The organism is Streptomyces sp. ISL-99 (genome assembly GCF_018614005.1).
GTDB lineage: Bacteria > Actinomycetota > Actinomycetes > Streptomycetales > Streptomycetaceae > Streptomyces > Streptomyces flavidovirens.
Genome location: NZ_JAGGPC010000033.1, coordinates 69954 through 83800 on the forward strand (window position 1 = coordinate 69954; position 13847 = coordinate 83800).

The window sequence follows — 13847 nt, forward strand, 5'->3', positions numbered from 1 at the left end:
CAGCGCCACTTGGACAGGACTTGGGCGTTCCTTGACCTTTTGTGCATCGCATTCCACCCACGCTTGCGTGTACGCCCGGCGTAGCCTTCAGTCAAGTGTTGAACTAGAGTCTATCTTTGTGCTTGAGTTACGAACCGAGGGGCGGTTCTCGCAGATCTCTTCGCGGCCGTGCCCGCAGGGCGCCGGCGCACGAATCAAGCCGAAGCGGCGGGCCGAGTGCGGCGCTGTCCCGCCACCTCTCACTTCCCGCGCGATCTGTCCTCGCGCCCTCACCCGTCACCGCGATGCACGATGCAAGGAGCAGGCATGCTGAAACTCAGGAAGCTGGGCCGCCAGGGGCTGGAGGTCTCCGAACTCGGTCTCGGTTGCATGGGCATGAGCCAGTGGTACGGCGCCACGGACGACCGTGAGTCGGTGGCCACCATCCACCGGGCTCTGGACCTGGGCTACACCCTCTTCGACACCGCCGAGGCGTACGGCCCGTACGACAACGAGCTACTTCTCGGACGCGCCCTCGCGGGCCGCCGTGAACAGGCCCTCATCGCCACGAAGTTCGGCTTCCCCATGAAGCTGAAGGACGGCACGACGGCCGAGGCCGACAGCCGCCCCGAGCACATCGTCGAAGTCGTCGAGGCATCCCTCAAGCGCCTCGGGACGGACTACATCGACGTGCTCTACCAGCACCGGGTCGACCCGAAGGTGCCGATCGAGGACGTCGTGGGCACCATGTCCGACCTCGTCCGGCAGGGCAAGGTTCGCTACCTGGGCCTGTGCGAAGCTGGCGAGAAGACGATCCGGCGCGCCCACGCCGTCCATCCGCTCTCCCTGGTGCAGAGCGAGTTCTCCGTCTGGGAACGCAACCTGGAGGACGGGGTCCTGCCGCTGTTGCGCGAACTCGGCATCGGTCTCGTCGGTTTCTGCCCACTCGGCCGTGGCTTCCTGACCGGTGGCGTGCGACGCGCCGAGGACTACCTGGAGGACGACTTCCGCCACCACGACCCGCGCCTGCAGGGCGCGAACTACGACCAGAACATGGCGATCGCCGCCAAGGTCAGGGAGGTCGCGGAGCGCCACGGCCTGACCCCGGCCCAGCTCGCCATCGCCTGGGTGCTGCACCAGGGCGACGACATCGTCCCGATCCCCGGCACCAAGCGGCGTACGTACCTGGAGGAGAACACGCGCTCCGCCACCGTCGTACTCGACGCGGACACGCTCGCTGAGATCGACGAGGCCGTCCGCGCGGACATGGTCGCCGGGCCCCGTTACAACGAGCGAATGATGGCGTACATCGACCGCTGACCTTGGCGCCGATGCCGCGTCCCCGACGTCACGTTCCCGAGCCGCGTCGCCGGGTCACGCCCCCGCCAAGCCGTACCGATGACGTTCCCCTCCGTTTGCCGAAGCAGAACCAGACCTGGATCCACACCTTTTCAGGAGGAGCAGTGGACACATCCCCCATACCGCACTGGCAGAAACACTGGCACGACCGCCGTGCTCCCTTCGCGGACGAGTGCCGGCAGGCCCGGGACGCCCTGCTGGCCGATTTGAAGCAACCCGGCCTCGCACAGCAGCGCGTGCTCGCCGACGTCATCGACATGAGCGCCGGTTCGGTCCACTGGAGGGAGCGCGGCTACGACGCCGTGGCCGCCGACCACAGCCGTTTCCGGTCGCTCCTGCCCGTGATGCGGTACGAGGACTTCGTCCCCGACATCGAGCGGGAGACCCGCACCAAGGGCGGGGTGCTGACGTGCAGTCCGGTCCTGCGCTGGCTGAAGACCAGCGGCACCACGGGGGTGCCCAAGCGGGTGCCTTACACCCTCCACTGGCTCCTCACCTACCGCATCCCCGCCATGAAGGCGATGTGGGGCACGTACCTGGAGCACCACCCGGAGCTGCTGGCACACCCGTACGCGACTCTCGACACTCAGACCGTCCGTGAGGACGTCTTCGACTTCGTGCACGGGATCGGGCACCAGGCCGTCAGTAACCGGCACCCGCAGATCAACAGCCTCGACTGGAACCCGCCGTGGTACGAGTCGCCGTGGTTCGGGCCGGAGGTGCCGAACACCCATGAGGGCCGCATGTACCACCGCATGCGGCACCTCGTCGACAGGATCTGTACTACATCTCGTCGATCAACCCCAGCACACTGATTTCGCTGCGGGACCTGCTGGCCGTGCACGGCGAGGAGCTCGTGCGCGACCTGCGGGAGGGGACGATCGAGGGGCGGCCGTACACCGTTCCCGACGAGAAGGCCGCCCAGCACCTCGAAGACGTCCTGCGCGAGCCGGATTTCAGCCTCAAGGACGTGTGGCCCTCCCTCACGCTCTACACCTGCTGGCTCTCCGCCTCCGCCGAGCTGTATGCGGCCAAGCTGGACGCCGTCTTCCCGGGCGTCGACAAGATCCCGTTCATGAGCTGCGGCACGGAGGGGGTCACCACCATCCCGGTGGACGACTCACCGCACAGCCAGCCGCTGGCCGTGGGGCAGGCGTACTTCGAATTCGTCCCGGCCGACGTGCCCCTGGGTGAACTCGTCGGGAACGGCGAGCCGGTGGAGACGCTGCTTTTCGACGAGGTCGAGCCCGGGCGTGACTACCACCTGATCATGACGCAGGGCAACGGTCTCTACCGTCTGTGGACGGGCGACATCTACCACGTCGACCGGGTCGTGGACGGCACCCCGTGGGTCCACTTCGTGCACCGCGACGGCATCTTCCACTCCTTCACGGGCGAGAAGATCACCGAATCGCAAGTCACTCAGGCCATCAAGCGGGGCCTCGCCGCCAACGGCCTCGGCACCGGGCTCTACATGTGCGGCCCGCGCTGGGGCGAGCCGCCGAACTACGTGGTCGTCACCGAGGCCCCCGAGCCGTCACCGCAGCTGGACCGGTCCCTGTCGACCGCGGTCGACACCGCCCTGCATGAGATCAACATCGAGTACGCGTCCAAGCGGGACAGCGGCCGGCTCGGCCCGCTGGAGGTCGTCACCGTGCCGCACGACGCCATCACCGCCTACATCGAGAGCCGCCGTCAGGTCGGCAATGCCACTCAGTACAAGTACAAGCCGTTCCAGCAAGACAGCGACTTCGTCGCTGCGATCGCCGACCGCTGAAGGGGGAGCGCAGAGGTGATCGAAACCAAGAGGCCACCGCAGAACATCCGCCGCGAGATCGTGGGACTGTCCGTAGACGGCGCTGAGCTGGCGCTGCACCTGTGGCGGCCGCGGGGACGCGTGAAGGGCGCGGTCTTCTATTTCCACGGGCTGCAGTCGCACGCCGGCTGGCTCTGGGAGGCGGGCCCTCAGTTCGCCGACAACGACATCGCCTTCTTCGTGCTCGACCGGCGCGGCAGCGGCATCAGCGGGGGAGCCCATCATGAGCTGCCCGACGTGGACACGGTACTCGGCGACTACGCGACCGCCCTGGAGCACGTGCGGGAGGCGGTCGGCGACGACGTGCCGCTGTCGCTCTTCGGGCACTGCCTGGGCGGCTCCTTCATGGCGGCGCTCATGCACCACCCGGACTTCACCACCCGCTACGACGCGGCGGTCTTCTGCTCGGCCTGGCTGGGCAAGCTGCACGCCACGCTCGACGACGAGCAGCAGCGGGCGCTGGCGGCCGAGACGAGCCAGGAGCTGTGGGACGCCGGGCTCAGGCCGGAGGACTTCACGGACGAGGCGAGGCACCGCCACTTCATCGATCACGACGACCTGGCGGTGCGCGAGCTGACCCGCCGCTCCCGGGCCACTCTGCTGGGCCTGGAGAAGCTGTACATGCGCCCCGAGCGGGCGCTCCCCCCGGTCCCGGCCGCGTTCGTGTCCGGCATCAGCGACCCGATCGTCGACCTCGACGACGCGCGCGGCACGTTCCTCCGGATGACCGGGAGCCATGGCGCTCTGATCCAGTTCGCCACGGACAAGCACTACCTCTTCTACACCGACGTGCGGGCCCGTCTCGTCGACTGGGCGTCCACGTTCACCCTCCTTCAGGGGCTGGACCGCAATGCCTGAAACGGCGATGCCTGAAACGGCAGTGCCCGAAGCCGCCGAGGCCACGCTGTACCGGGTCGAGCTGCCCATGGCGGTCGGCTTCTTCCACCCCGCCAAACGCCGCTCGTGCTCCGACAGCCTGGTGCTGCGGCTGGACGTCGACGGGGCGAGCGGCATCGGGGAGTGCGCTCCCAGGGCGTACGTCACCGGAGAGACCACCGACTCCGTGACCCGTGCCCTGCGGAGAGTGCCGATGGACGCGGTCTTCCGGCGGATTCGGTCCACCGACCCCGCCGCCCTCCTCGCCGAGCTGCGCGACGACGGCTTTGCCGGGACCTTCGGCGTAGGGGGCGGCAACAATCTGCTCTGCCTCCTGGAGACCGCCCTCCTCGACCTGCTCGGCAGGCGACTGGGCCTGGGCGGAGAGCGGCTGGTGCCCCGCGACGGGGCGCCCGCCGTGAGCCCCCCGGCGCTGCCCGTCTCCCAGGTGCTCGACCTCAGCCTCGACGTCGAGGAGTTCCTCGACACTCGCGGCCCCTTCCACTTCGTCAAGGTCAAGGCGGCGCACGACATCGGCCGCGACGTCCGCACGGTCACCGCGATCCGCGAACGGCTCGGCGACGAGGTTCCCGTCATGGTCGACGCCAACATGAGCTGGACACCCGAGGAGGCCCCCGGTCACCTCTCGTCCCTGTGCGACAGCGGCGCCGACTTCGTCGAGGAGCCTCTGACCAAGGGGTCCTGGGCGGAACTCGCCCGGCTGCGCGCCCGTACCGGCATCGGCATCATGCTGGACGAGTCCGTATGCACCCCCGACGACGCCCGCACGGCGATCGAGTCCGGGGCCTGCGACGCCTTCAACATCCGCGTCGCCAAAAACGGTGGGCCGGTCACCGCCGCGAAGATGATCGGCCTCGCCCGGCGCGGCGGTCTCGCCTTCCAGATCGGCGTGCAGGTCGCCGAGGTCGGACCGCTGATCAACACGGGGCGCGCCCTGGCCTTCGCGCACTGCGACGCGCTCACCGTGGAGGCCGGTCAGTCCGACCGCTTCTTCGCCGACATGGTCGTCTCGCCGCGCCCGGGCGTGAACCGGTCCACCAACACCATCAGCCCCGCCCCCGGCCACGGATTCGGCCTCGACCTCAATGACCACACCGCCCCCTGGACCGTGCTGCGCCGCACCGAAGGCGACACGATCTGGCGGAGAGTGCCCTTCCCGGCGCCCCGTACGAAGGAACACGCATGACGAAGTCCTACTTTTCCGACCTGGTGGTGGAGTTCCTGCACCAGCAGGGCATCGACAAGGTCGCCTTCAACCCCGGCGCGTCCTTCCGCGGTGTGCACGACTCGCTCGTCCACTCGGACAACGCCGACATCGCGCCCGACATCGTGATGACCTGCCACGAGGAGATCGCCGTGGCCGTGGCACACGGCTACCACAAGGCGAGCGGGCGCCACATGGGCGTGTTCGTGCATGCCAACGTAGGGTTGCTGCACGCGTCGATGGCGGTGTTCAACGCCTGGTGCGACCGTGTGCCGCTGTTCGTCCTCGGTGGCAACGGCCCCGTCGATGCCGGCAAGCGCCGCCCCTGGATCGACTGGATCCACACCTCCCAGAACATCGAGTCCGTCGTCAAGGACTACGTAAAGTGGTGTGACCAGCCCATCGGCCAGCGGGCCACCGTCGAATCCCTCTACCGCGCCTTCAAGCTGATGAACACGCCGATGCACGCGCCGGTGTTCGTGGCGCTCGACTTCGACGTCCAGGAACAGCCGCTGGAGGACGGCGTACGGCTGCTTCACGCGAGCGCCACCGAGCCCGCGCGGCTGCCCGCGCTGAGCCATGAGGACCTCCACGACCTGACCCAGCGGCTGCTCGCCGCCCGGTTGCCGGTCCTCGTGGTGGACTTCTCCGGCCGTGACCCCGGGACGGTGGCGCCGCTGGTCGCGCTCGCCGAGGCGCTCGGCCTGGCCGTGGTCGACCGCGGCAACCGGCTGAACTTCCCCAATACCCACCAGCTCAACGTCAGCCACACGGGTGGTGCGCTGCTGGCCGACGCCGACCTGGTCGTTGCCGTCGAGGTCCAGGACCTCGTGGGAGCCCTCGGGTCGTTCCTCACGCTCACCGACCAGGGCACGCCCGCGAACGGCGCCGACATCGTCACTATCGGCTTCAATGAGCTTCTCACCAGCAAGTGGGCTGCCGACTACCAGCAGTTCGTGCCCGTCACCCGGGCCGTCGCCGCCGAAACCGCGGGCTCGGTGGCCGCGCTGCGCGCCGTTGCCGAGGACCAGGCCGGACCGTTCGCGACGCCAGCGTTCGCGGAGCGCCGGGAGCAGCGCACCAAGGCACTCTCCGCCCTGCACACCGAGGCGCGCGCCGAGTGGGCGCGCCAGGCCGACGAGGCGAAGGCGCGCGAACGCATCCATGTGTCCGGAGCCGTCGACGAGATCCACCGGGCGGTACGGGACGAGGAGTGGATCCTCACCAACACCGGCAGTCTCACGATCGACGGCTGGGTGAAGAAGCTCTGGCCGATGGAGCGGCCCGGCAGCTACCTGGGCCTCAACGGCGGCGGGGGCCTCGGGTACGGCCTCGGCGCGTCGGTCGGCGCGGCGCTTGCCCACAAGGACGACACGGCGCTGTGCATCGACCTCCAGGCGGACGGCGACTTCCTCTACACGCCCAGCGCCCTGTGGACCCTCGCCGCCTACGACGCACCGCTCCTGGTGATCGTCATGAACAACTGCCTGTACCTGAACTCCACCCAGCACGCCGAGCGCATCGCCGGCAACCGCGACCGGGACATCGACCGCGCGCACATCGCCACCAGCTTCTACGACCACCCCGTCGACTTCGTGACCATGGCCCGGTCGTTCGGCATCCACACCCTGCCGCGGGTGGAGCACATCGACTCCGTCGCGCCCACCGTGCGCGAGGCCGTCGCCCACATCAAGGAGCACGGCAAGCCGGTCCTCGTAGAGATCCTCATGGAGTGAGGGCCTGCCGAGCCGGTTGCTTCCCGCCCCTGCTTCCCCGTACTCCCCGTAACTTCCCAGGAGGAACGAACCATGACGGTGGTCTTCGAATGCGTCTACGACAACCGACGGCACCTTGGGCTGGGCGTGCCCGAGGACGGAGCGAACCTGCGCCTGTACCCACTGGCAGGCGACACCCTGACGACACTGCTGCGCGGGGCGGGAGGTGACGCGGAGGCCGCCGTCGCCGCCCTTACCGGGCGCCGGACCCCGGTCGACCTGCTGGCCGCGGACCGCCGCCGGGTGCGCGTGCTGCCGCCGCTGTTGCCCGAACACCCGGGAGACGCCCTGGTCAGCGGCTTCATGATGACGCACAACGTGAAGGTCGACGCCGCGGTCCCGGACCAGCCCAACTGGTTCGTCAAGGGGTTCGGGGACGTACTGAAGGCACCGGGCGAGCCGCTGTCCGTGCCCGGTGACGCCGTGGCGGTGTGCGAGGAGGCCGAGGTGGTTCTCGTCTACACGGGCGACGACCGGGGCGTGCCCCGCTACACCGGCTACACCTTCGGCAATGACCTCACCGACATCGGCCGCTTCAAGCAGCACGCGGGGCACCTGTCGTACGCGAAGCTGTGCGACGCGGGCGTGGCTCCCTGGCTGCACCTTGGCGAGCCGCCCCGGTCGGTGACCGGAGAGGTCACCATCGAGCGGGACGGGGTGCCGGCGTGGAAGGGGCCGTTCACCACTGGAACCGACGCCCTTCACTACGACCTGCCCACGATGATGTCCCGCCTCTTCGCCCACGAGGCCCTCCACCGCCCCGGGCGGGTGCACTACGTGTACATCGGGGCGGACCGCAGCAGCTTCCATTCGGGCTTCAGGGCCGCGGACGGCGACCGGGTCACGATCGATGTCGCGACCCACGGCGTGCGGTTGTCCCACACGCTGGCGTGGACCCCACGCCTCGCGGCCGGTTCCGCGCCCCGCCCCGGGGAGGAGTGAGCGCCGTGGACCTCCCGCGCAGACTCAGCGACGTCGAGGCGGCGTTCGCGTACACCCACGCACTGATGCACGGTACGACGCAGGTCACCACCCACTTCACGGTGAACGGCGACTTCGATCCGGAACATCTGCGGCGGACCGCGGAGCGGTGGGCCGGCAAACTGCCGCTCCTGTCGCTGCGCATCGAGGAACGTCACGACGGCCTGTGGTTCCGCACGGGCCCCGACCCCCGGCGCACGCAGATACGGCTCAGCGCGCTCATCGCGCCCGCTTCGCCCGACGACGTGCTGCGCCAGGAGCTCAACAGTGTTCTGGAGACGGGTGGCCCGCTGTGGCGGCTGCACATCGTCCGCGATCCACGGGCCGGGGCGACTCACGTCTACTTCACCCGCAACCACGCGATCTCGGACGGCCATTCCACCGGCGCCGTCGTCCGGGCCTTCCTGGACGTCCTGTGCGCCCCGGGGGCGGGTGCGGGAAGCCCGTACGACGTGCGGAGCGTGGCGCCCAACGGCGACGAGCTGACCTACCACCCGCCCGCGCTGCCGGACGACCCGCTCCGGCAGCCCCTCGCGCTGCCCGAGCCCATACCGTTCGCCGCCCACCGGCCGTGGAGCGAGCGGGGCACCGGCTTCGTACCGCTGGCGCTCACCCAGCGCGAGAGCCTGGCCCTCAGGAGCTGGTGCAAGAGCCGGGGGGTGACGGCCAACCAGTTCTTCGCGGTCGCGCTCGCCGAGTCGTTCGCGCAGGTCACCGACCGTACGGAGATCTCGCTGTTCACGGCCGTGTCACTGCGGCGGCGGTACGCGCCAAGCGCGCGCTTGCCCGACGTGGGGTGCTTCATCAGCGTGCTGAACGTCCCCCTGCGGCTCGACCGCGACGACCTGGTGGGCCATGCGCGCGACTACGCCACGGCGTTGGGGCGGGCGGACGCCGCCTGGCGCCCGTCCCGGCGGGAGCACGTGGCGATCCGCCGGGCGGTCGAGGAGGCCGCCGCCGCCCGTGCGTCCCCGGGGATCTGCATCACGAACGTCGGCGTTGTCGACCCGGCGCTCGGCCCGCATGCGAGCCGGGTCACCGGCTTCCGGACCGTGGTCAACCGGACGGGCGCCAATTACGGCGTGGTGCTCCATCTGGGCACCATCCGCAGGACGTTCACTGCGACGCTCGCCTTCGGCATGCCCAGCACCGACCCAGCCACGGTACGGGGCGTGGCGGAGGCGCTGCACGACCGGTCGGTACGTCCCGACGCGGTGGCCGGGAGCCTCGCGGTGGGTACCGGCACCGGTCCGCGCGACGGGCGCAGGGCCGGGGCGTCGACGGGGGGGGCGGGAGTTCGCGGGCACCCCCTACCCCACGTGGAGTCCCTCGCCGCCGTGACGCAGGACCAGGTCGAGCAGACCGGGAAAGCGCTCGTCGAACTCGGCGCGCCGCAACCGGTTGAGCCGCTTGGGCCCGGCGTCACGCTGTTCCAGGAGCCCGGCTTCACGCAGGACGGCGAAGTGACGGCTGAGGGTCGCCTTGGTGACCGATACGTCGAAGCTGCCGCACGACCGCTCCCAGTCGCCGGCCCGAGCCAATTCGCGTACCAGCGACTGCCTCACTGGGTCGGCGAGCGCGAGCAGCGCCGTCTCCAGCGGTACGTCGACGGGGTCCACGTGGACCGGGGGCGTGCGATGGCTCGTGGTCGCGGTTGCCCGCTGTCTCTGTGCCGTCATGGTCGGCTGTTCCGTCCCGATTCGCTTGGTCCGTGACGCGTACGGTCCACGGATTGCAGAGTGTTCGATGATCTGCGTACACTCGAAGTGTTCGCCTCTAAGCGAACAGTCTACTGGAGCCGATGGCGCGCGCCCGGCTCCCGCCCCCTTCATCCGTCCTCATGGCCCGCCCTCCGGCGCGCAAGGAAGGAAGACTTGTGTCACACACTCAACTTCCCAAAGCCCGACCGGGGCTGACGCTCTTCGCGGCGTGCCTCGGCTTCGTTGTCGTCATCCTGGACGTGAGCGTCGTGAACGTCGCCACCAAGGCACTTGCCGCGGACTTCGGAGGCAGCCTGTCCGGTCTCGAGTGGGTGATCAACGGCTACACCCTCACCTTCGCGGCCTTCCTCCTGACCGCCGGAGCCATGGGCGACCGGTACGACCCCAAGCAGATCTTCATGTGGGGCTTCGGGCTCTTCGCCCTGACGTCGCTGGCCTGCGGCGCGGCCCCCTCACTCGTCACCCTCATCGCCGCTCGCGTCGTCCAGGGCGTCGGCGCCGCGATGATCGTGCCCTCGTCCCTGTCGATCGTGAACACCAACTTCCCCGACGCGGCCGGGCGCACCCGCGCCGTCAGCCTCTGGGCCGCGGCTGGAGGACTCGCCCTCGCGCTCGGCCCCGTCGTGGGAGGTGTTCTGGTGGACTCCCTCGGCTGGCGTTCGATCTTCTACGTCAACGTCCCCATCGCGGCCGTCGGTATCCTGCTCGTCCGGGCGTACGCGCTGCCCGCCCCCGCCCGTGACGCCTCGGTCCGCCGCTCGCTCGACCTGCCCGGCCAGTTCCTCGCCGTCATCGGCCTGGGCGCTCTCACCGGGGCGGTCGTGGAGGCGAACGCACAGGGGTGGACCTCGGCGCTCGTCCTGACCTGCCTGATCGTCTTCCTGGTCTCGCTGGCTGGCTTCATCGCCGTGGAGCGCCGCAGCACCGACCCGATGCTGCCGCTCCATCTGTTCGGCCGGAAGGCGTTCAGCTCCACCTCCCTCATCGGTGTGCTGCTGAACTTCTCCTTCTACGGCCTGATCTTCGTCTTCAGCCTCTTCTTCCAGCAGGTCTGGGCGTACTCGCCCATCGGTGCCGGACTCGCGTTCCTCCCGATGACCGCCGCCATCATGGTCGCGAACCTGGCGTGCGGGCCGCTGGTCAAGCGCTACGGCGCCAGGGCCGTTCTGATCACCGGCAACACCCTGGCCGCCGTCGGCTACCTGGCCACGGTGCCGGTCGTCGACTCCGCGTCGTACGCGGACATGATCGTCCAGTTCGTCGTTGCCGGATTCGGCATCGGCCTGGTCGTCCCATCCATGACGAACGCCATGCTCGGGTCGGTGGACCCGGCCAACGCCGGCATCGCCTCCGGGGTCCTCAACGCCTCGCGCCAGCTGGGCGGACTGATCGGAGTCGCGGTGATGGGCCTGCTCGTTGGCCAGGTGTCCTCCGGCCACTTCCTGTCCGGGCTGCGCGCGGCTCTGATCTGGGCCGTGGTCGCACTCGCCATCAGCGTGGCGCTGAGCGCGACCGGCATCCGCAGGCCCGAGACGGCAGCCGCACCGCAGGCCGGGCGCACCCCCCGTCCCGTCGACGCCCGCTGAACACCGAAGCGCCCTGCCGTACGGCATCCCTTCCGCTCACTTCCGCCGCAAGGAGCCCTCCATGCCCCACCTCGTCCTCGAATACTCCGGCAACGCCCGGGAACGCTTCGACCCGGCCGCCCTCTTCGCGGAGCTCCACACCGAACTCGCGGCCGCCGGAGGCTTCCGCGTCCAGGACTTCAAGAGCCGCGCCGTCCGCATGGACCACTACTTCATCGGCGACGGAACCCGCGAGCAGTCCTTCGTCAACCTCGACGTCAGGACGTTCGGCGGCAAGTCCCCCGAGGCACGGGCGGCAATCAGCCAGGCAGCCCTGGCCGTCGTCTCCCGTGCGTTCGCGGAAACCCTGCGCGAGACCGCCTGCGACGTCTCCGTCCAGATCACCGAACTGGACCGCCCGAGCTTCTCCCGGACGCGGTCCGAGGACCAGGACAGCCGCGTCCCCGCCTGACCGGCCGCCGTCCCGGGCCCCATTCACGTACAGGAGCAGACCACTCATGAGCACATACGCAGATCAGCGCGTCCTGGTCGTCGGCGGCACGTCCGGTGTCGGTCTCGCCACCGCCCGCACGTTCGCCGGGCGGGGCGCCGACACCGTCATCGTCTCGCGATCCGTGGACAAACTCGACGCGGCCCTTGCGCAACTCACCACGTCCGGAGGGAAAGCCAGCGGCCGGACTCTCGACATCCGGTCCGACGACGAGGTGGAGCAGTTCGCTGCCACCGCAGGGGCATTCGACCACGTCGTCGTCACGGCCGGGGAGACGCCGATGGGCCGGGTCGACACCCTCCCGCTCACCGAAGCGTACGCCGCCATGGACAGCAAGTTCTGGGGCGCGTACCGCATCGCCCGGGCCGTCCGCGTCAAGCCTTCCGGTTCGCTGACGCTGGTGGCCGGCCACCTCTCTCAGCGCCCCGGCCGAGCCTCGGCCCTGCAGAGCGCCATTAACGCGGCCCTGGAAGCCCTGGTTCGGGGCATGGCCCTGGAGTACGCGCCGCTGCGCGTCAACGCCGTCTCACCCGGGCTGCTGCGGACCCCTCTGTGGGAGGGGCTGGACGACGCGGACCGGGAGCGCATGTACGAGGCGGCCGTCCGGCGTCTGCCCGTCGGGCGCGTGGGAGACGCGGCCGATGTCGCCGAGGCGGTGATATTCGTCGCGGGCAACGCGTACACGACGGGCACCACCGTGTACGTCGACGGCGGAGGCACCATAGCCTGACGCGCCGCGCGTCCGGGGGCTGGACATCTCGGTGTCGGTCCAGCCCCCGGGTGCTTCGGCGGGCCGAGGCCAGCCGTGGTCCGTGAGGGCAGCCCCGGCGATCGCAAGCTTGTCGGCATGGCACGTCTGCTGAGGTCCCGACACTTCACCCGGCGTGTGACGCTCGTTTGACGCTCCGGGGCGCCCGACAGTCGCTGGAGATCCGGCAGAACGGGTTCTGACCTGCAGGCTTCGGTGGCGGGCCGTGTGTGCACATCTTCCCGATGACCGCGCATGTGGAGTGCGTCGCCATTCTGGAGCCGGTCCGAGAGGGCGTCTGACCTGCAGGTTCTGGGCAATGGCTGTCGGTTCGAACTGTTTTCGGTGGTCGCAACAGGTGGACGTGGAGAACGCTGCCTGAGCTGCGGTTTCCGATGCTCCGATGGCGGTTGCGCGCGGGGCCGCAGCGATTCCTGACGCACGGATGACGCACGTTCTGATGGGGTGTTAGGTGCGATTCGAGTGCTGCTGGCTCATGGCTGGCTGCCAGCCGGGTTCGGCACCGGGCTGCGCGGTGCTCCTGGGGCAGCCGCTCTCCAGACGTGCGGCCGGGAGGTTGTCGAGAATCGCTGAGACCGTCAGTGCCGGCATGTGCTCCGAGGTGTCGAGCCAGAGCCCGATGCGCGGAGTCTCCGCCCGCAGGGCGTGGTCGAGTGCCTCGACCGTCCAGACGCCGTACCCGGCCCTCGGGCGCGCGGCCTCTCTGACCCGCACGACCGCGATAGAGGGGGCCAGCACGACGACGAACAGCGGTCGGGTGTGCACCCTGGCGACATACCGGGGGCAGGTCGTCGCCCAGGATGATGTCCTGGACGACCGCGGTCCATCCGTGGTGCGCGTACTCGTCGGCTACGAGCGCGGAGAGCCGGTAGCGAAGGACCAGTTGGGCCCGGGCCTCCGTGGTCTCCTCGGGTAGCAGTTCCTCCCGGCCGGAGACCACCATCCGCCGGAAGACGTCACCGCGCACGTGGGCGGCTCGGGACAGCTGCCCGGCCAAGAGTTCGACCACGGTGGACTTCCCCGACGCCATCACGCCGGTGATCAGGACGACTGCGGAACCCGGATCGGTACCCATCCGGACCTGTTCCTCAGGAATGGCGACAGCGTGCAGGGGCGTCCGCACCGCAACGACGATGCCTTCTTGCAGGCCCACGTGACGTCACCAACCGGAGGTTGGGGTATCAGGGGCATCGTGCCCAGAACAAGGCGTGCCCGCCATCGCCTTCGGGTACGAACGCCTCCCGTTCGACGGTCAGCCCGGCCTGGGTCA

Annotated in this window: 11 protein-coding genes and 2 pseudogenes; 11 read left to right on the forward strand and 2 right to left on the reverse strand. The window is 69.6% G+C overall.

Annotated elements, in window-relative coordinates:
- Positions 1-306 precede the first annotated feature (306 nt).
- From J7E91_RS21015 to J7E91_RS37360, 8 genes and pseudogenes are all read left to right on the forward strand, one after another.
- Entirely contained in the window at positions 307-1299 is a 993-nt protein-coding gene (locus J7E91_RS21015; protein ID WP_214907047.1) for an aldo/keto reductase, read from the forward strand.
- 143 nt (positions 1300-1442) lie between these two features.
- On the forward strand, positions 1443-2153 hold the full coding sequence (locus tag J7E91_RS21020; RefSeq protein WP_214907049.1) for a GH3 auxin-responsive promoter family protein: 711 nt from the start codon (positions 1443-1445) through the stop codon (positions 2151-2153).
- 5 nt (positions 2154-2158) lie between these two features.
- Positions 2159-3115: a GH3 auxin-responsive promoter family protein gene (locus J7E91_RS21025; protein WP_251016039.1), complete on the forward strand. Its 957-nt coding sequence runs from the start codon at positions 2159-2161 to the stop codon at positions 3113-3115.
- A gap of 15 nt (positions 3116-3130) precedes the next feature.
- Entirely contained in the window at positions 3131-4012 is an 882-nt protein-coding gene (locus J7E91_RS21030; protein WP_214907051.1) for an alpha/beta fold hydrolase, read from the forward strand.
- Between the two features lie 7 nt (positions 4013-4019).
- Positions 4020-5237: an enolase C-terminal domain-like protein gene (locus tag J7E91_RS21035; protein ID WP_214907053.1), complete on the forward strand. Its 1218-nt coding sequence runs from the start codon at positions 4020-4022 to the stop codon at positions 5235-5237.
- Positions 5234-6991: a thiamine pyrophosphate-binding protein gene (locus tag J7E91_RS21040; protein WP_214907055.1), complete on the forward strand. Its 1758-nt coding sequence runs from the start codon at positions 5234-5236 to the stop codon at positions 6989-6991. Before J7E91_RS21035 ends, J7E91_RS21040 begins: the two co-directional genes overlap by 4 nt.
- Positions 6992-7063: 72 nt before the next feature.
- Entirely contained in the window at positions 7064-7972 is a 909-nt protein-coding gene (locus J7E91_RS21045) for an FAH family protein (RefSeq protein ID WP_214907057.1), read from the forward strand.
- Between the two features lie 65 nt (positions 7973-8037).
- Positions 8038-9060 (forward strand): annotated as a pseudogene (locus J7E91_RS37360) (hypothetical protein); the annotation flags it as partial.
- A 261-nt stretch (positions 9061-9321) separates the two neighbouring features.
- On the opposite strand, the gene J7E91_RS21055 reads toward J7E91_RS37360, so the two are convergent.
- Positions 9322-9690 carry a helix-turn-helix transcriptional regulator gene (locus tag J7E91_RS21055; protein ID WP_214907061.1) on the reverse strand — a complete coding sequence of 123 codons (369 nt, stop codon included), beginning with the start codon at positions 9688-9690 and terminating at the stop codon, positions 9322-9324.
- Positions 9691-9887: 197 nt separating this feature from the next.
- Between J7E91_RS21055 and J7E91_RS21060 the strand changes: the two genes are divergently transcribed.
- From J7E91_RS21060 to J7E91_RS21070, 3 genes are all read left to right on the forward strand, one after another.
- Positions 9888-11318: an MFS transporter gene (locus J7E91_RS21060; protein WP_308376851.1), complete on the forward strand. Its 1431-nt coding sequence runs from the start codon at positions 9888-9890 to the stop codon at positions 11316-11318.
- Positions 11319-11379: 61 nt separating this feature from the next.
- On the forward strand, positions 11380-11769 hold the full coding sequence (locus J7E91_RS21065; RefSeq protein WP_214907065.1) for a 5-carboxymethyl-2-hydroxymuconate Delta-isomerase: 390 nt from the start codon (positions 11380-11382) through the stop codon (positions 11767-11769).
- Between the two features lie 46 nt (positions 11770-11815).
- Entirely contained in the window at positions 11816-12538 is a 723-nt protein-coding gene (locus J7E91_RS21070; RefSeq protein ID WP_214907074.1) for an SDR family oxidoreductase, read from the forward strand.
- A gap of 582 nt (positions 12539-13120) precedes the next feature.
- Here J7E91_RS21070 and J7E91_RS21075 read toward each other — a convergent pair.
- A pseudogene (locus J7E91_RS21075) lies at positions 13121-13652 on the reverse strand (AAA family ATPase); the annotation flags it as partial.
- Between the last annotated feature and the right edge of the window lie 195 nt (positions 13653-13847).

Bases quoted from the DNA above. Each gene is read 5' to 3' on its own strand.
- J7E91_RS21040 (WP_214907055.1), top strand. From the start codon at position 5,234: ATGACGAAGTCCTACTTTTCCGACCTGGTGGTGGAGTTCCTGCACCAG.
- J7E91_RS21045 (WP_214907057.1), top strand. From the start codon at position 7,064: ATGACGGTGGTCTTCGAATGCGTCTACGACAACCGACGGCACCTTGGG.
- J7E91_RS21055 (WP_214907061.1), bottom strand. From the start codon at position 9,690: ATGACGGCACAGAGACAGCGGGCAACCGCGACCACGAGCCATCGCACG.
- J7E91_RS21070 (WP_214907074.1), top strand. From the start codon at position 11,816: ATGAGCACATACGCAGATCAGCGCGTCCTGGTCGTCGGCGGCACGTCC.
- J7E91_RS21015 (WP_214907047.1), top strand. From the start codon at position 307: ATGCTGAAACTCAGGAAGCTGGGCCGCCAGGGGCTGGAGGTCTCCGAA.
- J7E91_RS21065 (WP_214907065.1), top strand. From the start codon at position 11,380: ATGCCCCACCTCGTCCTCGAATACTCCGGCAACGCCCGGGAACGCTTC.
- J7E91_RS21035 (WP_214907053.1), top strand. From the start codon at position 4,020: ATGCCTGAAACGGCAGTGCCCGAAGCCGCCGAGGCCACGCTGTACCGG.